Consider the following 21,146-nt stretch of genomic DNA (forward strand, 5'->3'; position numbering starts at 1 on the left):
AATCAACCCCCTGCCAACCCTTATTATAATAAGCAATTCAGGAGTTACCCCCAACCACTGTGGATAAGTTTGTGGATAAGTGAGCACTTGACATAAATAATCATATAGCAGATAAGGATTATCAAAGATTGTTCATTTTTTATACAATTTATTTATCTAATAAAATCAAACACTTATTATTACTAGATTGATAACTTTATATATTTTATGAATTTTATGTTCATTCAAAGTTACTCGAATGTTTCACGATAGATTTTAAAACTGTACTCAAATGCCCTGCTCTAGACCAACTTGTTATATCGGTATCGAATAAATTAAAGTACGAACGCTATTGCAGTAAACTTTGAAATTAATGGTGCGTCATACAGCTGCTCATATAAGAATTGCTGTTTTGTTGGTTCAAAACAATTGTCGCCTTACCTTCATTATTAGATAGTTATAAAGTATGATACTCAATTCTATATCTCTCTATTTATTAAATACTTTTGAGACCTATTTCTCATTTTAATCCTTATTCTTTAACCCTAACTTAAACTGGACATACTATGTACGACGTAATGGCACTTGGTAACGCTTTGGTAGATCATGAATACCTATTAGACGATCAACAGCTTGATAATACTAGCCTTTCTAAAGGCAGTATGACGTTGGCCAGTCTGGAGGAACAAACCCATTTATTGGATCAATTTAAAGCGCTAGGTCTCACCCCTTCTAAACAAACAGGAGGTGGATCGGCCGCAAATAGTATGTTCGCTTTTTCATCACTTGGTGGTCAGTCATTTTATGCATGCCGCGTAGGCGACGATAAAGAAGGACATTTTTATCTGCAAGATCTAAATGATGCCGGTGTTGCCACCTCTCCTAAATCAATATCAGATCAAGGCATCACAGGGTCATGTGTCGTGGCTATTACGCCGGATGGAGAGCGTACTATGCAGACTCATTTGGGTACTTCTAGCGATATAAATGATGAAAACATTGAATTTGATGCGCTCAATAGCAGTGATTGGTTATATATTGAAGGTTATTTAGCAATGTCTGATAGCCTTCGTCCTGCTATTAAACAGTTGCGTCAGCAAGCAATAGACAATCAAACCAAAATTGTAGTTAGCTTCGCTGATCCAGCAGTAGTTAACTTTGCAAAACAGGGCTTGCTCGATATTTTAAGTGGCGGAGTTTCTACCATATTTTGTAACTTTGAAGAAGCACGAATCTTTACTGAGACAGAAAGTATTGAAGAGGCTGCCAAGGCACTTACCAAGTTTTGTGAATTAGCAGTCGTTACCAACAGTGCAGATGATACAGTTATGTGTCAAAAAGCAAACGATGGCTCATTGAGTCTAATACAAGTATCTACGCCCCATGTGGAAAAGGTTATAGACACTAATGGCGCTGGTGATAATTATTCGGGATCATTCTTATATGGCTTATCAAAAGGGTATTCTCTATCACGCTGTGGTGAGCTTGCAAGTAAGGTGTCTAGTCGCATCGTTCAACAATTTGGACCACGCTTAAGTGCCGAAGAATATTGCGCTATTGCTAAAGAAGTCTAAATATAGGTAGCCAACTACTATCAGCGAACACCTAAATAGTGTTAGTCGTCTTAATTAGAAAGCCCATACACACTGTGTATGGGCTTTCATTGTATAAACTAATCAGTAGTTTTATCTAAAGCGTGTACTAGTTAAAGGATAAACCTTCTTATAAATTTGATAATGCCTGTTCCAAGTCAGCTTTAATATCTTCAATGTGCTCAATACCGATTGATAGTCGCACCATATCTTCGCTAACACCAGCTTGCTCAAGCTCTTGACCATTTAACTGGCGGTGCGTGGTAGACGCAGGATGACATGCTAGTGATTTAGCATCTCCAATATTAACCAGTCTAACCACAAGGTTTAGAGCATCGATAAATCGTGCGCCTGCTTCACGCCCGCCTTTGACCCCAAACGTTAATATGGCTGAGGGCGAACCCTTCATGTATTTTTGCGCAAGATCATGTTCTGGATGATCGCTCAAACCTGCATATTTAACCCAGGCTACGTTGTCATGCGCCTTTAAGTATTCTGCTACCGCTAAAGCGTTTTCAACATGTCGCTCCATACGTAACCCAAGCGTTTGAATCCCCTGCAAGATACTAAATGCGTTAAGGGGACTAAGTGCTGCACCCGTATTACGCAGTGGCGCAACCCTAGCGCGAGCAATATAAGCAGCTTCTCCAACATCTTTAACAAAGTTAACCCCATGATAGCTGACGTCAGGCTGGTTCAATAATGGAAAGCGCTCGGGATGATCCCCCCACTTAAACTTACCACTGTCTACAATAGCGCCGCCTATAGAGGTACCAGTACCACTCATATACTTAGTTAAGGAATGTACAATAATATCTGCGCCATGTTCAAAAGGTCGACACAAGGCAGGTGTGGCGACGGTGTTATCAATGACCACAGGCACCCCATATTGATGAGCAATGTCTGATACTGCTTGTATGTCTATGATATTACCCAGTGGATTACCAATACTTTCGGCAAATACCATTTTGGTTTTATCATCTATCAAATCATGAATTGCTTCTGGATTTTGATAATCAAAGAAACGGACTTCAATGCCTTGACGCGGTAAGGTATGAGCAAAGAAATTATAAGTTCCGCCATATAAAGTCGATACCGCAACTATATTATCGCCAGCCTCACAAATGGTTTGTACGGCATAAGTGATCGCAGCCATACCAGATGCTACCGCTAAGGCACCTAATCCACCTTCAAGTGCAGCGACGCGCTCTTCAAGCACGGCATTTGTCGGGTTCATAATACGGGTATAAATATTACCTTGGACTTTAAGATCGAATAGATCTGCACCATGTTGAGTATCGTCAAAAGCGTAAGAGCTGGTGTGGTAAATGGGCACCGCTACCGCTTTGGTGGTGGGCTCAACGCTGTAGCCTGCATGAATAGATAGGGTTTCAAGTCGCTGGTTTTGAATTTGGTTACTCATTTTTTCCTCAATTGTCCTTAACTAGGAACATTAGTTGATATCTGTATACTTAAACGTAGACGCCATAAAGCGCATCCAAACGCAATAAAACGTCGTCACCGTTAAGCTATGGCAATTTGTTGGTTTTTAATTACATAAAATTAGGGATTTATTCTAAACCAAAAAAGCTGGATTATCACATGATAACCCAGCTGGTTTATAAATATAATGACTAATTCTTACTATGCTTATGATAGATTAAAACAAGTCTTGATTATTTATAGTATGCATTTTCCGTACGGGTATGGTCCGTTTCATCAACGACTTGGGTCAGCTCAGGAATTTGCTGTTTTAACTGAACCTCCACGCCTTGACGCAAAGTCATATCAACTGCCGCACACCCTTGGCAGCCACCACCGAATTTAAGTACGGCAGTAAGACCTACACCGTCCTCTTCGATGAGCTCAAGCAATTGAACATCACCACCGTGTGCAGCAAGGCCAGGATTAATTTCGGATTGTAATACGTAATTAATGCGCTCTTCTACACTGGCGTCAGCACCAACTTTAGGGACTTTAGAATTTGGCGCACGGAAAGTGAGCTGACCTCCAAATCTATCTTTATTATAATCAATAACCGCATCTTCTAAATAAGACACCGAAGAGGCTTCAATAAAAGCGGTGAACGCCTCAAAAGGCATTTGCAAATCTGCTTCATCTTCTTCACCTGGCTGATTATACGCCATGCAGCATTCAGCGCGCGGCGTACCTGGATGCTCAACAAATATACGCACACCAATACCCGGCGTATCTTGTTTGGATAAGAGCTCAGCTAGGTAGCCTTGCGCTGATTCAGTGATGGTAATGTTACTTTTAATATCAGTCTGTTCAACGTCTAAAGCTGAAACTTGTGCATTATCAGTCATATGATGACCTCTTATTTGTGGGAATATAATCAATTAAAGTAGAAGCTAATTAGCATATAAATAAAGCGATATCTAAAATTTAGAAAGATTTAATTTAAACTCTTAATACAAGCTTTATGGCGGTGTTTACAAATTATTCAAGGTATATATTAATAAATGAGCGCGCATAAATACCCGCACTTAAACAATAGGCATTTAAAACCAATCAATAACTGACACTATAAACCAACACTTAAAAACTGCAATTCAAAGCTTGAAACCTAGAAACTGCAGCTTAAAAACTGCAACTTAGAAACTGCAACTTAGATACCCGATACTAGATACTAGTCCCTTTAAAACAAAGCACTAAAAGTTTAACTGGCGCTGTTATAACACAGTTTTATGTCCGGTAAAGCTTTATATTTTAATATGCCTTATAATACCGCTGTTAGATTGACCAATTCCTAGGGCCGTGCCCCTAATATTCAAGTATTAAACAACCGAGATTATTTAACAGAACTTAATCACACTATTTTTGAAGACACAACACAATAATACTATGTTGATGAGTGTTGTGCACCGCTAGAATAAATGGTGGTGATTTCAAAAGTAGTGTTTGCAATTATACGTATTTATATCAAATTAATGGGTTAACTATAATGAGTCTTCCAACTGCAATCTTTGCAGTTTTTATCTTAATAGCTATTAGTGCCGTGGTTTCAAGCTCAGATCTTGCTGGCTTTAAGTAAGCTGTCTTGATCCAAATTTAATATGCATCAGACTTTATTTAACTCTACTCTCATATAGATTTATTTCATGCGGGTGCCGTACATGTCCAAACCAACTTTAAGACCTAGAGCGACACTCCCCTTTTCATCCATGTGGATGTCAGGAGGCCTAAAGCAGCGTACAGTGACTCTGGGTGTCCTGTTAGCCGTAGTATCGAATTTCCTATTTGGCATACTCTATTTTTACAGTAGCTTGTTAAAACCATTAACAGGGACTCAAGTGTTTATATGGCGCATGCTTTCTATGTGGGTAATTTTAATAGCCTTCATGCTCATTCGCGGACGTTTACATTATCATCTAGATATCTTAAAGCGGCATAATACACCGAAGCAATTGATCCGGCTGCTATTACCTACGCCTATATTTTTTAGCCAATTGTGGCTATTTATGTGGGCGCCTGTCAATGGTCAAGGAGTTCAAGTTGCGATGGGTTATTTCCTATTCCCATTGATGATGGTGTTGTTTGGATTTGTTTTTTTTAAAGAGCGCTTAAGCAAGCTACAGTGGACAGCGGTAGGGTTTGCAGTGGCGGGTATTACCCTTGAAATAGTCAGGACACAAAATGTTTCATGGGCTACTATATGGGTATGTGGTACTTATCCTATCTATTATATTATGCGCCGCCTGCAAGGTATTACAGCAATGACAGGGATGCTGGTTGATTTGACCTTATTTTTACCTATTGCTTTGTTTTATTTGATTTTCATCTCTCCTGAGAATTTAGCGTTTGTATTAGGCTCTGGCATATATATGTTTTTAGTGATTAGCCTTGGGGTTTTGAGTATTTTGGCACTGATAACCAATGTTGATGCCAGTCAGATATTACCGGTAAACGTGTTTGGCATGATGAGCTATCTTGAGCCTGTTTTATTATTCTTTTTATCCATCACCTTTTTAAACAACAGCTTTGAGACAGGTATGCTTTATAGTTATGGACTAATTTGGATTGGCATCATGTTTCTTATTGCGCATGCGGTACGTCAGTTACGTGCTAATAGAAGAAATAGAAGGCCTTGGATGCGCGGGGCGCGTGTCAGCTAAAAGTCTAACAACCGTTTTGTGTCATTATTAACGACGCTTATGTGCATTTATAAGCTCATTTTATGAACTCATTGCTCATTGTCATTGCAAAGCCTAATGTGTCAATATATAGACGCTAGTAAAATTAAACTAAATATTCAATATGATCGTTGGATGCTCATATTTTTGGAGCGGATATAATGAGTGTGTTACCTGAACAAAGCCCTATAGCCTCTAAGCAAAAGCCTAACCATCAAAATGAATCAGCAGCCTCTCACCGTTATAAATACCTCGTATTTATAGGCCGCTTTCAGCCCTTTCATATGGGACATAAAGCCGTGGTTGATGAAGCCTTAAATAGAGCAGAAAACGTCATCATGTTGATAGGCTCGGCAAACCTTCCTAGAAGTTTGCGAAATCCTTTTACGGTGGCAGAACGCACTCAAATGATCAAAGGCGCTTACGATACCGAACAAGCGTCTCGCATTCATTGCGTTGGATTAGATGATGCATTATACAATGACACACGCTGGCTCAAATATGTTCAATCTTCTATCAAGTCCGTCACTCATGATTTGCGCGAAGATATCGCTTTAATTGGGCACTCTAAGGACAGCTCGTCATATTACTTATCTTTATTTCCTAATTGGGATTCTGTGTCTGTACCCAATTACAAAAACCTCTCTGCAACTCCGATACGTGAAGGCTATTTAATGGGTGCAACCCCAACTGGCGAGCGTACCCCGACCTCGACTCGTGAAGTTTTAGAGCAGTTTAAGCATACAGAAGCCTATAAAGCGTTACATGAAGAAGCTTGGTTTGTCGACAATTATAAAAAACAGTGGCGAGACACCCCGTATCCGCCAACTTTTATGACCGCAGATGCTGTGGTTGTCCAATCAGGTCATATCTTATTAGTAGAGCGCCGTAGTATGCCAGGTCGTGGTTTATGGGCGCTGCCAGGAGGATTTGTTGATCAAAAAGAAACCTTGTTTACCGCTTGTATTAGAGAGCTTCGTGAAGAGACGAAGTTGAAGGTGCCCGAACCAGTACTGCGTGGTTCAAGACATTCTCAGCATACTTTCGATGATCCTTATCGCTCTGCGCGTGGCCGCACCATCACCCAAGCCTTTTATTTCCAATTAAAGAATGATGCAAGTGGCTTACCCAAAGTTAAGGGCGGTGATGATGCTGCCAAAGCTTTTTGGTTACCTTTAGCGGAGCTTAATGCCAAACAAATGTTTGAAGACCACTATGCTATTATTACCAAAATGGTGGGATTATAAGTGTCATTAAAAGTTTGTCATTGCCTAACAAATTAGAATTAGTCAATCTTGTAATAATGTATTAAGGTTGATCTATCAACGTTGATTACCACTTTTACCCAAGCCGATAGACGGCAAGGGCACGGCGCACCGATTACTCTGAACAAACTAACGGTGATAATGAGCAACCTAGACAGTCTTGTCTATTGCTCATTAAATTAAAACAGAGGAGTTCTGTTATGTTTACAAGTAACTTTAATAATTTAATTTTAAATTCTGATAGCTACAAAACGTCACACTGGCTGCAATATCCGCCAGGAAGTGAGTATATGTCAAGCTACGTTGAAGCTCGAAAAGGCGATATCGATGTCGTATTTTTCGGACTTCAAGCCTACATCAAAGAATATTTAAATAACCCAATCACAATCGAACATATTGATGAAGCAGAAGCCGTCATCAAAGCTCATGGGTTGCCATTTAACCGTTCTGGATGGGAGCGTTTGGTTGAAAAGCATGACGGTTACCTCCCCATTCGTATTCAAGCCGTACCCGAGGGTACTATTGTTCCCGTATCCAACGTGGTGTGTCAGATCGTAAATACTGATCCTGAGTTTTATTGGTTGCCAAGCTATTTGGAAACGTCATTACTACGAGCCATTTGGTATCCATCCACTGTCGCAAGCGTATCGCACTATTGTAAAAAAGTTATTAAATACGCTTTAGAAAAGTCGGCAGATAACGCAGAGGCACTCCCCTTCAAACTACATGATTTTGGTGCACGTGGTGCATCAAGCATGGAATCTGTAGCGCTAGGCAGTCTTGCTCATTTGGTGAATTTCTCTGGTACAGATAGCATGACCGCACTCGTTGCTGCTAGTCGTTGGTATGGTATGAAAGATGACATGCCAGCATTTTCAATTCCAGCCGCAGAGCACAGTACCATGACCGCGTGGGGCCGTGAGCGTGAACGGGAAGCTTATGACAATATGTTAGAGCAGTTTGGCGGTGAGGGACAAACCGTTGCTGTGGTTTCAGACAGCTATGATCTTTGGAATGCTATTGATAATATCTGGGGTGAGGAGCTTAAAGATAAAGTCATCAATATGGGTGGCACCTTAGTCATTCGACCGGATAGTGGCGACCCAGCAAAGGTGGTACGCGAAGCATTAGAACGGTTGTCAGTCAAATTTGGTTATACGGTCAATTCAAAGGGCTACAAGATACTTCCGGAATATTTACGTCTAATACAGGGCGACGGTATTAGCTCAAACAGTTTGGGTGATATATTAGAGACTGTTATGCAAGCAGGATTTAGTGCTGATAACGTCACTTTTGGTATGGGCGGCGGTTTGCTACAGCAAGTGACTCGTGACACCATGAGCTGGGCAATGAAAGCCAGTGCCATAAGGATTGATGGTGAATGGAAAGAAATCTTCAAAGATCCCATAACCAGTCGATCGAAACGCTCAAAAAAGGGACGTCTTGCACTCGTTAAAGATAAAGACAGCAAAATAAAGACAGTAAAAGAACACACCCTTGCAAATGATGCTGATAATTTGCTTAGAGATGTCTTTGTTGATGGCAAGCTGTTAGTCGATGATACTTTGAGTGATGTGCGCAAGCGCGCCGAGTAGACTTATTAACAGGCCAGACAACTGTTAGCGTCTTTTGATATACCTGTCTAATATATATCAAATATTTAATATATCTCATATATACGTCAATATTAAGAGCCTATCTTTAGATAGGCTCTTTTATTATTTGTATGCTTTAATTTATAGATGGTATCCTATAGTCAAAGAAGTCTAAAATGGTTACAAGGCAACCGATTGCAAGTACTACTGGAGTAGGCTTAACGAGGTTAACACTGTAACCGTTTAGTAGTTCGCTGACTATATCTCTTATCTTTTAATTTATCTAAACTATATTCTTTTATAATTTTATTAAAATACATTAGGATTAACATGACGGCAAAAGATATTGCATTGGCTCCTCTATATCTATATCAGGGCTTTAAGCTTAAACGGACTGCGCTACGCCTTCCCGAAGCTTCAGGAGAACGGCAAGGTTATCTTAAACTAGGATCTTCTGACGATATTGAGGTAACAACGCGCTCGTTTGAGCTTCTACTGGCTGGTGACTCCTCTGCTGCAGGCGTTGGGGTTAGTTTGCAACAAGATGCCCTAATAGGACATTTACTAACCAAATTAATGAGTTATCCAAAACTGACTCGACACTATAATCGTCTTAACTGGTCACTACACGCAACATCTGGTCATACTACCTTTGATACACTGCGTAGACTTTACGTGTTAAAGAAGCCTAAAACAGCGGTAGATGTTATGATCATACTGGTTGGGGTTAATGATACAACAGCCAACATACCACCTAAGAAATGGCAGCGTCAGTTGCGTGAAATAATTCGTTTAAGCCGCCGTAAATTTGACGCAAAACATATTATATTTGTAGGCTTACCGCCCATGCAAGATATGCCAGCAATACCACAACCTTTAAATCAGTTCTTGGGTAAAAAAATCGTTCTTATGAATAATAAGCTGATTGAGGTCTGTGATGAGTTCGAGCATGCCATAGCGCTACCGCTAGACTTTACCAATACTGGGCTAAAAGCGAGTAAACTCTTCGCAAAAGACGGATTTCACCCAAACTCTGTAGCCTATGAATTTTTAGCTAAAAAACTGGCTAAAACAATTAATGCATTGGTTTAGTTGTCGAATTTGCTCATAAATAGCTATTTTAAAACCATCTATAAAAAAAACGTCCGACCAGTTTGACTGATTAGACTCTGTTTCATTAATGACGAATGCGTATGACGATTGACTATTTACGATACGTAATCAAGTTTAATGAATACATTTCAAAGCATTCCTTTTTTACGCATATGTCGATACACCACATACACCACCAGCGTATTTAATAATAGTACCGCAAGCTTAAACCAATCGAATGGACGTACAATGAAGTAATACAGTTCAACAGGAATAAATAGACCATAGCCTAATACACTAAACCAGTAAGCCCATGTCTTATCATTCCATAATCCATAGGCTTCTATGAATCTAAGTGCTGCATATCCTAATGTTATCAAAATAAATAATACCCAATTTTCCGCGCCTCGTTCTGCAACGCGTGCTAATGCGTCAACTTGAATACTAAATGAATCACCAAATCTTGTTATCCAAGTTTGTTTTAACGTGTCAATAATATCGATAACATCATTGTGCCAAAACCATAATGCAATGGCAGTGGCAATAGCGCCAACCCCTTTAAGGATCTCATAAAAGGTTACCGCCTTAATAGAACTGTCAAGGCTAGATGATTTCGTCAAAATTTGTCCCTGTCATAGGTTATATAGTCAAATAAGTCTAAAATGGTCACAAAGCAACTGAGAGTTCAATCATTACTCATGTAGGCTTAGCGAGGTTAACGCCGTAACCGTTCAGTAGTTCGCTGACTATTCCTGTAGGCTTAAGTCGCTTGTATTAATCGTGCTAAAGCTTAGCCCTTGAAAGTTAAAACCTTAAAAAGTTAAGACCTTGATAAATTAGCACTGTTAATAATAGCTTAAAAATAAGTAGCAACCACCTTACCTTGTAAGTTTTGATTTAAGAAGGGACTGTTTTTACCTTTTGATAACATGGTATCTATTGTCAGCTGCCACTGCTTATCAGGATCCACTATGACGGCCCCACCTAATTTATTATACTGTTCTTCGATACCAGCGATTCGAGCTGGCGCCAGACAAATTTTATCCACCAATTGTTCAGGGGTTAATATTTGATCTCGAACCAATTTACAAGCCAAAGCCATAAAGGTATCAAAATTTGAAATACCTGGTGTGGCTTCAGCAAATGGTGCTTTCTTAGCGGTATCGTTTAAGGGTTCATGATGGCTACAAATGGCATCAATAGTCCCATCTTGCAAACCTCTTATAAGCGCTTTTTGATCGGTATTACTACGTAATGGTGGTATGACATAGGCTTGAGAATTAAAACCTTCTAAATTATCATCGGTAAGATGTAATTGATGCATAGCCACATCACAAGTAACCGGCAGACCTTGGCTTTTGGCTAAGCGAATTAAGTTGATTGAAGACTTACAAGTCAATTGACTAAAATGTGCTGCTATGCCTATTTCTTCAACCATCAACAGCTGGGTAGACAAGGCGACCGTCTCAGCCAACCAAGGAATTCCTTGTAGACCATGAAATGAGGCAATATATCCTTCATGAGCTACCCCGCCTTCTGACAGACTAGGCTCATTAGGGTAAAAGAATACTTTAAGACCAAAGGTTGCCGCGTATTCTAGTGTTCGAAACATCACCAAGTCATTTTCAAAAGCGTGACCTGCATTGGTTACGGCAATACAGCCGCCTTTTTTAAGGCCCGCCACATTGGCTGGACGTTCTCCCTTTAAACCTGCAGTTAAGGCACCCAAAATATGCAGATAAATACCACCATCTAGTTTGGCACGTTCTCTTAAACCTTTAAGTAATGAGCCATTTTCTAACACTGGGTTGGTATCTGGCGGAATAACAACATGTAAAAACCCATTTCTTCTTGCTGCTGTCCCTTCGGTTTTTAACGTCCCGTGTTGTTGTAGACCAGGCTCACGCAGGCGCGCACATAAATCTACCAAAGGCGGTAGCAGCCAATGATTCTCTTTGTATTCGATATCAGGCTGTGTGAAGTTTTTTGGCAATAAATTAAGCATGTAAATTCCAATCTATTTTAGTTTTTTAATTTTGGTTTAAACTTATCTTTTTTAAAATCAGCTTTATTTAAACCAGCTTTATTTAAACCAGCTTCATAAAGAATCCGATCGTTTGTTTATACCTTCTGAGAATATTGCATGGCCTGGTATTCTCTTTGTCCCTGCATCGCCATTGATAGTACTGCCATGCGGATGGCGATACCATTGTTTACTTGTTTAAGAATCAGCGATTGGGGTCCATCTGCAACACTTGAAGCTATCTCTACGCCGCGATTCATTGGGCCTGGATGCATCACTACTGCATCTGGTTTGGCTTTTGCCAAACGTTCGGGGGTAATGCCATACTTTTTGAAATACTCATTAGAGGCAGCCATTAATGGAGAGCCTATTCGTTCATTTTGAATGCGTAGCCCCATCAGTACGTCACAATCAACCACACCTTCGTCGATATCCTCAAAAACCTCAACCCCATAGCGCTTTATCCCTTTAGGTAATAAAGTTCGAGGCGCTATCACTCGAATCTCTTTAACGCCCAACGTTTTTAAGGCGGCAATATCTGAGCGTGCGACACGTGAATGTTTAATATCTCCTATAATGGCTACGGTCAACTCTTCAAAGGGACGTGGTGCCTCACGGTGGATGGTTAGCATATCAAGCATTGCTTGGGTTGGATGAGCGTGCCAACCATCACCTCCATTGATTATGGCTATCTCAGGGGTTACTTCTGTCGCCATAAAATGGGCGGCTCCGGAAGCGGAATGACGGACGACAAATATATCCGCAGTCATTGCCTGCAAGTTCCATAACGTATCACGTAAGCTCTCACCTTTTTTAGTGCTGGATCGAGCAATATCTATATTTAATACATTGGCACCTAATCGCTTTTCCGCCACCTCAAAAGTCGTCCTAGTACGGGTGGAATTTTCAAAGAATAAATTCATCACCGTACACCCTTCTAATTCGGGACGGTTAATCAATTGACCATTGTCATCAAAAAACGTTTCCGCTTTGGCTATAATGGCTTTTAACTGTTCGCGGCTCAAGCCTTCAATACCTAAAAAATGGCGAATGTGTCCATCTTCATTCAGTTGGGGTCGACTTAACGAGGCATTTAGTTTGGCAGTGGTGGTATCAAAAACAGCAGTATTTGAAGAATGAATTTTCGGATCTGTCTGAGGCTTATGTTTGGAGTCAGTCATGGCAATTAGCAGTATCCTTTATAGAAGGTTAATTATAGAGGGTTAATGTTGTGATGATTAATGATGAATAGGCATTTTATTTTTTATTTTTTCTTCTTTAATGAGTTGCAAGATTCTAATAAGTGACAAGCGATTAACCAGTTATTGTGTATTATAGATTCTTCTGTCTAAGCTTAAAACAGTAAAGTCTTTTTATATCATTTTAATAGCATAATTTATGCCATGAAGTTGAGTTATATAAATCATTATAAGTAAGTTACATGAGAAATATTGCAGGGTTTTTGCTACACTTTGCCCATCTTATATTATTAATTCTAAGATTTAGATAGACTTTTATTTAATTCTAATATCTGGGAAAATCTAAATAATTCATTCATCAAAATAAACGAAAACTTAAACAGTCAATCAATTAGAACAATACACAAAGCTTGCTTTAAAGTCTTAGGTGTTCTCAAATTAATGTTACTGTCACCTAATTATTGTTGTCCCAGCTATTATGTCCGAGTTACTAAAGGAAACCAAAAATGACCACATTATCTGACTATTTTAATAGTTCTGTTGACGCTAATTCCGTCAATACCGATACCAATATCAGCACCCTAGCTGATAGATCCGCTGTCATAGACGTGATTAAAACTATCACAGAAGTAGGTAAACAAATAACAGAGCTGCTTCGTAAAGGCGCTTTGGCTGATATTCATGGGAAGGCAGGTGCTGAAAATGTCCAAGGTGAGCAGCAAAAAAAGTTGGATGTGATTGCTAATGATTTATTATTAGAAGCATTAACAGCCAATAAGCATTGCGCTGGTGTTGCTAGTGAAGAGCTTGAAGACGCGACGCCTGCCAATGAATCTGGTGAGCTTTTGGTATTGTTTGATCCGTTAGATGGGTCTTCAAATATTGATATCAATATGCCTACTGGAACCATATTCTCAATTTTACCTCATACTAATAAAGGTAAAGCAGCTCAAAACACCGACTTCTTACAAAAAGGCACCGATCAGCTTGCTGCAGGTTACTTACTATACGGATCATCAGCCATTCTAGCGTTTACTTTTTCTGAAGCCCTAGACAACAATAACGATGGGGTTGTTATGTTTAGCTTAAACCCATCAACTGGCGAATTTGAACTGATTAAAAAGAATATTAGCATCGATGAAGATACCAAAGAATACGCCATCAATGCATCAAACACTCGGCATTGGTTACCGCCTATGCAGCTATATATCGAGGAGCTTTTAGCAGGTAAGAGTGGCCCTCGTGGCAAAAACTATAATACCCGCTGGGTAGCCGCTATGGTCGGTGATGTGCATCGTATCTTATGCCGTGGTGGCATTTTCATTTATCCTAAAGATACCAAAGACCCTAATAAAGCAGGTAAGCTGCGTCTAATGTATGAAGCCAATCCTATGAGTTTGCTCATTGAACGTGCAGGGGGGGCAGCTACCGATGCTGTCAATCGTATTATGGATTATAAACCGACCGATATCCATCAACGTGTAGCCGTAGTATTAGGGGCAAAAAATGAAGTTAAGCATGTACAAAAGCTGCATAAAAACAGCTAATCAATGTTTATAGTGATTTTGCATTTGGCATAGTATAATTTAGTCGATGAAACGAAAAAGCAGACCTCATTTCAAGGTCTGCTTTTTAATACATAGCCATTTAGCTATTTCTTAAATCAGTGCACACTTAGCTATATGCACCGGCTGAATAAGTTAGCTCATAGCTGTGGCTATAAATTTCAATGATATTGCCAAACGGGTCTTCCATATAAATCATACGGTAAGGCTTCTCGTTTGGAAAATAATAGCGAGGCTCAGGCATACGCTTTTTGCCCCCTGCGGCCACAATCTTATCCGCCAATTCTTCTAAATTCGGGTCTTGTACACAGAAGTGGAAAATACCCGTTTTCCAATATTCAAAATTGTTCTCAGGGTTTTGTTGTTTTTCAAACTCAAAAATCTCTACGCCAATGCGGTCGCCAGTTGATAGATGAGCAATTTTAAGTGACCCCCACCCAGCACCAAATACATCGGTGCACATCACCCCAACCGGTGATTCATCTTCGATAATTTTTGTCGGCTGCATAATAATATACCAACCCAGCACTTCAGTATAAAATTTTACCGCCGCTTCTAAGTTAGGCACTGACAGCCCAATGTGCGAAAAGCTCCTTGGATAAGCGCTTGGTAGATGCGTTTGTTGACGCGTTTGTTGGTGCATTTGTTGGTGCATTTGTTGAGTGACATCTGTTTTCTGTGCAACAGTCATAACCTTCTCCATTTTATTTAAATAAAACGTCTTTTGAACGTGAAGTGTATGGTAGACTAAGCACCCAATTACTGGAAATTATCATTCCTTATAAAAATGATAATGAAATATTATCATGCTGAATTTAAATCCCGCTCATCTGCAAACCTTTAAAGCACTAGCTGAAACCAAACACTTCTCCGAAACAGCACAGCAGCTGCATATGACGCAGCCTGGCGTGAGTCAGCACTTAAAAAAGCTGGAGCATGTTTTAGGCCATACCTTAATACAACGTGAGGTATCGCCGTTTCGATTAACGGAGCAAGGCCGATTGCTTTATGACTACATTTGTCATCTGGCTCAGGCAGAAGATGCGTTGTTAGATGAGATGGGCTTTGATGACTTATACACTGGCGTGTGCCGAATTGCTTGCTCTGGCGCCATTGCATTAAAGATTTATCCAGAACTGTTAACTTTACAGCAACGCCATACAGGACTAAAATTTGAGCTTGAAGCAGCGCCTCACTACCGCATTATAGAAGGGATTATCAATGATGATTTCGATATTGGACTAACCACACATCAATCCAGCTCTAAATTGGTGGAAAGTTCAGTGATTGGTGAAGAACAAATCAGTTTGGTGATAGCAACTGATCTATGGCAAACCTATGAGACGCCCAAACCCGCGCTTATCGACATCATCAATGATGCTGGATTGATACAACATCCTGATTTAATGCACTATTTACACTTGTTTTTTGAAAGCTGTGGGGAGATAAGTTTAAATCAAGCGAGCAACAATCCTCGCAAGCTATCTGAGATTCCAATAACAGGGTATACCAATCAAATTAGCCAAATTTTATTGCCAGTCAGTATGGGGTTAGGACTTTCCGTCATACCTCATAATGTCATTAGTGTTAGCGCATATTTACAGAGGCTAACAGCACTTACTACACCAAATAAGGTGACAGAGCCTGTATACTTACTAAATTCCTATGGCAGAACTCTGCCGAAACGTTTTGAGCAAATCATTGCTCAATGCCAATCAGCTTTAACGTAAAAAAAGTGCTTCAAGCTGTAAATTCAAACCCCGCCAAAATGAGCAAATCATGACCAATATCACCAACAAGTACTCTAATAATCCAGTTATTACTTCAGAAAAAAACCCGACTGCTAAACTAGCTAAAGCCTTACTGACCCAATCTCGTCAGCGCAAAAAAGCAGGCCAAACTGTACTCGAAGGCGTTCATCTTATTGAGGCTGCACTGCAAGCTGATCACCTACCAGAGCAAATTATAATTTCATATAGCGGACTGTCACATCCAGAAGTTCAAACCCTATTGAACTTATTAACCGACTATCATCTTGATAATAAACTAACGGTTGTTAGTGACGGTGTCTATCAAAGCATCACTACATTAGGCAGTGGTGTGGAGATAATGGCTATAGTTAATATACCGCAGCATAATCTACATACCCTTAAAGCACCTATTACTACTGATTGCCTTATATTAAACGACGTTCAGGACAACGGTAATGTGGGTACACTGTTACGCACAGCAGCAGCTGTAGGTATTAACAATATAATATGTACCAAAGGTAGCGCTCAAGCATGGTCACCTAAAACGATGCGTGCTGGCATGGGTGCTCAGTTTGGCTTAACCATTTATGAAGGTGTTGAAGCTGATGAAGTGCTAAGCTATTTAAGACTACCAATTTATGCCACCAGTTCACATACCGATAATATTATCTATAAACAAAACTTAAATCGTCCCGTTGCTTGGGTAATGGGCCATGAAGGTCAAGGCGTATGCGAAGATATCATGAAGCAAGCTACCCCAGTTGCCCTACCTCAGCCCAACGGTCAAGAAAGTTTAAATGTAGCGATTGCCGGTGCCCTTTGTATGTATGAGACCCTTCGTCAGAGACACTATAGCTAGTGAAATGAATAATTTTATTGAGTTTAAACAAATAGAGGTATCGCTATAGCGACACCTCTTTTTTTTATTGAGATTAATTCAAAAATTTTAAAAGACCCTAAAAAAAAGACCATCTCAAAGAGACAGTCTTTTTAGCTTAGTGCTTGGCTACTACTACTATTCCTACTAAATAACAGCAGCTGACCTAGCAACGTTCAACCAATACAATTAGTCTTTAACGTTAGCAACAACACCAGCACCTACAGTACGGCCACCTTCGCGAATTGCGAAACGTAAGCCTTTATCCATTGCGATTGGAAAGATTAGCTTCACGCTCATCTCAACGTTATCGCCAGGCATTACCATTTCAGTACCGTCTTGTAGAATGATTTCACCTGTTACGTCTGTAGTACGGAAGTAGAACTGTGGACGGTAACCATTTAGGAATGGTGTATGACGGCCACCTTCTTCTTTTGATAGTACATATACTTCGGCATCAAAGTCTGTATGCGGTGTGATAGATCCAGGCGCTGCTAGTACTTGGCCACGCTGTACGTCTTCACGCTTTGTACCACGTAGTAGTACACCACAGTTTTCACCAGCACGACCTTCGTCTAGTAGCTTACGGAACATCTCTACACCTGTACAGGTGGTTTTTTGAGTGTCTCTAATACCTACGATTTCGATTTCATCGCCTACTTTGATGATACCTGATTCTACACGGCCTGTTACTACGGTACCGCGTCCTGAGATTGAGAACACGTCTTCGATTGGCATTAGGAATGCTTTATCGATGTCACGCTCTGGCTCTGGGATATATGTATCTAGTACTTCTAGTAGTTCGATTACTGCAGGTTCGCCATATGGACCGTCATTGCCGTTTAGGGCTTCTAGCGCTGATCCTTTGATGATTGGGGTGTCATCACCTGGGAAGTCATAGTCTGATAGTAATTCACGTACTTCCATTTCTACGAGCTCTAGTAGTTCTTCGTCATCTACCATGTCACATTTGTTCATGAATACGATGATGTATGGTACGCCTACCTGACGTGATAGTAGGATGTGCTCACGTGTTTGTGGCATTGGGCCATCTGTCGCTGATACGACTAGAATTGCGCCATCCATCTGTGCGGCACCAGTAATCATGTTTTTCACATAGTCTGCGTGACCTGGGCAGTCTACGTGTGCGTAGTGACGTGCTTCGGTGTCGTATTCGATGTGTGAGGTGTTGATTGTGATACCACGTGCTTTTTCTTCTGGTGCTGAGTCAATCGCTGCGTAGTCTTTTGCGTCGCCGCCTGATGTTTTGGCTGCTACGGTTGCGATTGCTGCGGTTAGTGTGGTTTTACCGTGGTCAACGTGTCCAATGGTTCCTACGTTAACGTGCGGCTTATTTCTTTCAAACTTGGCCTTTGCCATGGGTGTGTCCTCATTTTTTAAATATGTAGTTCAAGTAACAGATCAAATAATATAAAAATAGTCTGTGACTACAATCATTAATTATCTGTCATAAAATTTTATCTAAAGCAACTTATACTTTATTAGTAAAGATTCTGAAGTAAACAGTTACTTAAGAGAGTTAGTATAATAATTACTTAATAAGAAAATACGAAGTAAGATATTATTTAAGTCAGTTGCAAATGATATAAGATAATACAAGTAATTGACAAGGGTTTGATACCTAAAAGGTTATAAATTCAGTAATAAATTACACTTTCGATAAGTTACTAGCTGTGTTTATGTTAAAACCTATTGAATAATATTAAAACTAATCACCTTTAGAAGTATCTAGGACCTTGAACAATTAATATCAAACGTAATTATTATTCAATGAATATATAAAGAGTACTTAGCTCGCTAAGTACTCCAATATATTTATACAATAATAAAACTAGAATTACTCGTCTTCGTCGTCTTTACCAGAGAATTTCTTCATAATATCTTCGGCTACAGACTTAGGTGTTTCAGCATACTTCTGGAATTCCATAGAATATGTAGCACGGCCTTGAGACTGTGAACGAAGGTTGGTTGCATAACCAAACATCTCTGCTAATGGAACTTCAGCACGAATCTGTTTAGTGCCACCAGGTAAATCATCCATACCTTGAACCATACCACGGCGACGGTTTAAGTCACCCATGATATCACCCATGTACTCTTCTGGCGTTTCAACTTCAACTTTCATAACCGGCTCAAGAAGTGCTGGGTTAGCATTCATGAAGCCTTTTTTGAATGCGATAGAACCTGCCATTTTGAATGATAACTCATCCGAGTCAACATCATGGTATGAACCATCATATAATGTAGCTTTAACACCAACGATTGGGTAACCGGCAAGGATACCATTCTTCATACGTTCTTGAATACCTTTATCAACTGCACCATGGTATTCTTTAGGTACGACACCACCAACGATTTGTTCTTCAAACTCATACTCAGGACCTTCATCAAGATCAAGAGGCTCAAGCTTCAACCAAACGTGACCGAACTTACCACGACCACCTGTTTGACGAACAAATTTACCTTCTTGTTCAACTGAGTTACGAATGGTTTCGCGATAAGCAACTTGCGGTGCACCGATGTTAGCTTCAACTTTAAATTCACGCTTCATACGATCAACAAGAATTTCTAAGTGAAGCTCACCCATACCACTAATAATCGTCTGACCAGATTCTTCATCAGTATGTACACGGAATGATGGATCTTCTTTAGCCAAGCGTCCTAAAGCCACTGACATTTTTTCTTGGTCAGCTTTAGTTTTTGGTTCAACTGCTAGACTAATAACTGGGTCTGGAAACTCCATGCGCTCAAGCGTAATGGCTTCACTTTCATCACAAAGCGTATCACCAGTACCAACGTCTTTCATACCCACTAGTGCAGCAATATCACCCGCACGGATTTCATCAAGCTCTTGTTGCGAATCAGCATGCATCTGTACGATACGTCCAACACGCTCACGTTTCATTTTAACAGGGTTGTAAACGCTTTCGCCCTGCTTAATAACACCAGAGTAAACACGTACGAACGTTAAGTTACCAACGAACTTATCATTCATAATTTTGAATGCAAGAGCCGCAAATGGTGCATCATCAGAAGCTGGACGAGTACCTTCGGTTTCGTCTTTGTCATCAAGGATACCACGGATAGCTGGTACGTCTTGAGGCGCTGGCATATACTGAATAACAGCATCAAGCATTCTTTGAACGCCTTTGTTCTTAAAGGCAGTACCACAGAACATAGGAATGATTTCGTTATTGATAGTACGCTCACGAATCGCAGCATGAATTTGCTCTTCAGTCAGCTCTTCACCTTCAAGATAGGCATTCATTAGCTCTTCGTTTGCTTCAGCAGCAACTTCAACTAATTCACTTCGGTACTCTTCTGCTTTATCTTGTAATTCTGCAGGAATCTCACGCTCTTCGTATTTCATACCAAGAGATTCGGTATCCCAATAAAGTGCTTTCATGCTAATAAGATCGACAACGCCTTCAAAGTCATCTTCTTTACCAATTGGAATAACCATAGCAACAGGGTTGCCACCTAAACGGGCTTTGACTTGTTCTTTTACACGGTAAAAATCAGCACCCACACGGTCCATTTTATTAACGAACGCTAAACGTGGTACTTTATATTTGTTTGCTTGACGCCAAACAGTCTCAGACTGAGGCTGTACACCACCAACCGCACAATAAACCATACATGCACCATCAAGTACACGCATTGAACGTTCTACTTCAATAGTGAAGTCAACGTGGCCTGGGGTATCAATAATATTGATACGATGTTCAGGAAACTGTTGACCCATACCTGACCAGAAACAAGTGGTCGCAGCAGAGGTAATAGTAATACCACGTTCCTGCTCTTGTTCCATCCAGTCCATTGTAGCGCCGCCATCATGAACTTCACCAAGTTTGTGGCTAACACCGGTATAGAATAAGATACGTTCGGTCGTTGTTGTTTTACCAGCATCGATATGTGCTGAAATACCAATATTACGATATCGGTTTAGGGGGGTTGCACGTGCCATAATTTTTTCCTAATGGAATGTCTTTATAATTTATTTCGTTATATAGATTTTATGATAGCAATGACT

At 40.1% G+C, this 21,146-nt stretch carries 16 protein-coding genes; 8 read left to right on the plus strand and 8 right to left on the minus strand.

The window, feature by feature from the left end; all coding sequences use genetic code 11:
• Window positions 1-545: 545 nt before the first annotated feature.
• Window positions 546-1,553: an adenosine kinase gene (locus AC21OH_RS07720; protein ID WP_487371104.1), complete on the plus strand. Its 1,008-nt coding sequence runs from the start codon at window positions 546-548 to the stop codon at window positions 1,551-1,553.
• Between the two features lie 148 nt (window positions 1,554-1,701).
• Here the strand turns inward: AC21OH_RS07720 and AC21OH_RS07725 are convergent, their stop codons facing one another.
• On the minus strand, window positions 1,702-2,994 hold the full coding sequence (locus AC21OH_RS07725; protein WP_487371105.1) for an O-acetylhomoserine aminocarboxypropyltransferase/cysteine synthase family protein: 1,293 nt from the start codon (window positions 2,992-2,994) through the stop codon (window positions 1,702-1,704).
• Between the two features lie 253 nt (window positions 2,995-3,247).
• A complete protein-coding gene (gene nfuA / locus AC21OH_RS07730; protein ID WP_487371106.1) occupies window positions 3,248-3,898 on the minus strand; it encodes a Fe-S biogenesis protein NfuA in 651 nt (216 codons plus the stop codon).
• An 810-nt stretch (window positions 3,899-4,708) separates the two neighbouring features.
• On the opposite strand from nfuA, the gene rarD reads away from it, so the two are divergent.
• The 4 genes from rarD to AC21OH_RS07750 all read left to right on the plus strand — a co-directional run bounded on the left by rarD (window position 4,709) and on the right by AC21OH_RS07750 (window position 9,677).
• Entirely contained in the window at window positions 4,709-5,707 is a 999-nt protein-coding gene (gene rarD, locus AC21OH_RS07735; RefSeq protein ID WP_487371107.1) for an EamA family transporter RarD, read from the plus strand.
• 179 nt (window positions 5,708-5,886) lie between these two features.
• Window positions 5,887-6,972 carry a bifunctional nicotinamide-nucleotide adenylyltransferase/Nudix hydroxylase gene (locus AC21OH_RS07740; protein WP_487371108.1) on the plus strand — a complete coding sequence of 362 codons (1,086 nt, stop codon included), beginning with the start codon at window positions 5,887-5,889 and terminating at the stop codon, window positions 6,970-6,972.
• Between the two features lie 218 nt (window positions 6,973-7,190).
• Window positions 7,191-8,585 (plus strand): nicotinate phosphoribosyltransferase, encoded by a 1,395-nt coding sequence (locus AC21OH_RS07745; protein WP_487371109.1) that lies wholly within the window; start codon window positions 7,191-7,193, stop codon window positions 8,583-8,585.
• A gap of 330 nt (window positions 8,586-8,915) precedes the next feature.
• Window positions 8,916-9,677 (plus strand): SGNH/GDSL hydrolase family protein, encoded by a 762-nt coding sequence (locus tag AC21OH_RS07750; protein ID WP_487371110.1) that lies wholly within the window; start codon window positions 8,916-8,918, stop codon window positions 9,675-9,677.
• Between the two features lie 149 nt (window positions 9,678-9,826).
• Here the strand turns inward: AC21OH_RS07750 and AC21OH_RS07755 are convergent, their stop codons facing one another.
• From AC21OH_RS07755 to AC21OH_RS07765, 3 genes are all read right to left on the minus strand, one after another.
• Window positions 9,827-10,297 (minus strand): DUF2127 domain-containing protein, encoded by a 471-nt coding sequence (locus tag AC21OH_RS07755; protein ID WP_487371111.1) that lies wholly within the window; start codon window positions 10,295-10,297, stop codon window positions 9,827-9,829.
• Window positions 10,298-10,533: 236 nt separating this feature from the next.
• Window positions 10,534-11,682, minus strand: a complete 1,149-nt coding sequence (locus AC21OH_RS07760) for a dihydroorotase (RefSeq protein ID WP_487371112.1) — start codon at window positions 11,680-11,682, stop codon at window positions 10,534-10,536.
• Between the two features lie 116 nt (window positions 11,683-11,798).
• Window positions 11,799-12,881: an aspartate carbamoyltransferase catalytic subunit gene (locus tag AC21OH_RS07765; RefSeq protein ID WP_486536497.1), complete on the minus strand. Its 1,083-nt coding sequence runs from the start codon at window positions 12,879-12,881 to the stop codon at window positions 11,799-11,801.
• A 524-nt stretch (window positions 12,882-13,405) separates the two neighbouring features.
• Here AC21OH_RS07765 and AC21OH_RS07770 point away from each other — a divergent pair.
• Entirely contained in the window at window positions 13,406-14,446 is a 1,041-nt protein-coding gene (locus AC21OH_RS07770; RefSeq protein WP_487371113.1) for a class 1 fructose-bisphosphatase, read from the plus strand.
• 127 nt (window positions 14,447-14,573) lie between these two features.
• Here AC21OH_RS07770 and AC21OH_RS07775 read toward each other — a convergent pair whose 3' ends face one another.
• Window positions 14,574-15,155: a lactoylglutathione lyase family protein gene (locus AC21OH_RS07775; RefSeq protein ID WP_487371114.1), complete on the minus strand. Its 582-nt coding sequence runs from the start codon at window positions 15,153-15,155 to the stop codon at window positions 14,574-14,576.
• Window positions 15,156-15,270: 115 nt separating this feature from the next.
• Between AC21OH_RS07775 and AC21OH_RS07780 the strand changes: the two genes are divergently transcribed.
• Both AC21OH_RS07780 and AC21OH_RS07785 read left to right on the plus strand, forming a co-directional pair.
• Window positions 15,271-16,194, plus strand: a complete 924-nt coding sequence (locus tag AC21OH_RS07780; RefSeq protein WP_487371115.1) for a LysR family transcriptional regulator — start codon at window positions 15,271-15,273, stop codon at window positions 16,192-16,194.
• Window positions 16,195-16,243: 49 nt separating this feature from the next.
• The gene (locus AC21OH_RS07785; RefSeq protein WP_487371116.1) at window positions 16,244-17,074 is read left to right on the plus strand and encodes a TrmH family RNA methyltransferase; all 831 of its coding nucleotides are present in this window, start codon (window positions 16,244-16,246) and stop codon (window positions 17,072-17,074) included.
• A 207-nt stretch (window positions 17,075-17,281) separates the two neighbouring features.
• On the opposite strand, the gene tuf is transcribed toward AC21OH_RS07785, so the two are convergent.
• Window positions 17,282-18,472: an elongation factor Tu gene (tuf, locus tag AC21OH_RS07790; protein ID WP_486535648.1), complete on the minus strand. Its 1,191-nt coding sequence runs from the start codon at window positions 18,470-18,472 to the stop codon at window positions 17,282-17,284.
• Between the two features lie 478 nt (window positions 18,473-18,950).
• Entirely contained in the window at window positions 18,951-21,080 is a 2,130-nt protein-coding gene (gene fusA / locus AC21OH_RS07795) for an elongation factor G (protein WP_486536142.1), read from the minus strand.
• Window positions 21,081-21,146: the final 66 nt, after the last annotated feature.

This window comes from Psychrobacter sp. CX10, from assembly GCF_057621575.2.

Coding starts and splice junctions, on each gene's coding strand:
- AC21OH_RS07720 (WP_487371104.1), top strand. CDS start 546: ATGTACGACGTAATGGCACTTGGTAACGCTTTGGTAGATCATGAATAC.
- AC21OH_RS07725 (WP_487371105.1), bottom strand. CDS start 2,994: ATGAGTAACCAAATTCAAAACCAGCGACTTGAAACCCTATCTATTCAT.
- nfuA (WP_487371106.1), bottom strand. CDS start 3,898: ATGACTGATAATGCACAAGTTTCAGCTTTAGACGTTGAACAGACTGAT.
- rarD (WP_487371107.1), top strand. CDS start 4,709: ATGTCCAAACCAACTTTAAGACCTAGAGCGACACTCCCCTTTTCATCC.
- AC21OH_RS07740 (WP_487371108.1), top strand. CDS start 5,887: ATGAGTGTGTTACCTGAACAAAGCCCTATAGCCTCTAAGCAAAAGCCT.
- AC21OH_RS07745 (WP_487371109.1), top strand. CDS start 7,191: ATGTTTACAAGTAACTTTAATAATTTAATTTTAAATTCTGATAGCTAC.
- AC21OH_RS07750 (WP_487371110.1), top strand. CDS start 8,916: ATGACGGCAAAAGATATTGCATTGGCTCCTCTATATCTATATCAGGGC.
- AC21OH_RS07760 (WP_487371112.1), bottom strand. CDS start 11,682: ATGCTTAATTTATTGCCAAAAAACTTCACACAGCCTGATATCGAATAC.
- AC21OH_RS07765 (WP_486536497.1), bottom strand. CDS start 12,881: ATGACTGACTCCAAACATAAGCCTCAGACAGATCCGAAAATTCATTCT.
- AC21OH_RS07770 (WP_487371113.1), top strand. CDS start 13,406: ATGACCACATTATCTGACTATTTTAATAGTTCTGTTGACGCTAATTCC.
- AC21OH_RS07775 (WP_487371114.1), bottom strand. CDS start 15,155: ATGACTGTTGCACAGAAAACAGATGTCACTCAACAAATGCACCAACAA.
- AC21OH_RS07780 (WP_487371115.1), top strand. CDS start 15,271: ATGCTGAATTTAAATCCCGCTCATCTGCAAACCTTTAAAGCACTAGCT.
- AC21OH_RS07785 (WP_487371116.1), top strand. CDS start 16,244: ATGACCAATATCACCAACAAGTACTCTAATAATCCAGTTATTACTTCA.
- tuf (WP_486535648.1), bottom strand. CDS start 18,472: ATGGCAAAGGCCAAGTTTGAAAGAAATAAGCCGCACGTTAACGTAGGA.
- fusA (WP_486536142.1), bottom strand. CDS start 21,080: ATGGCACGTGCAACCCCCCTAAACCGATATCGTAATATTGGTATTTCA.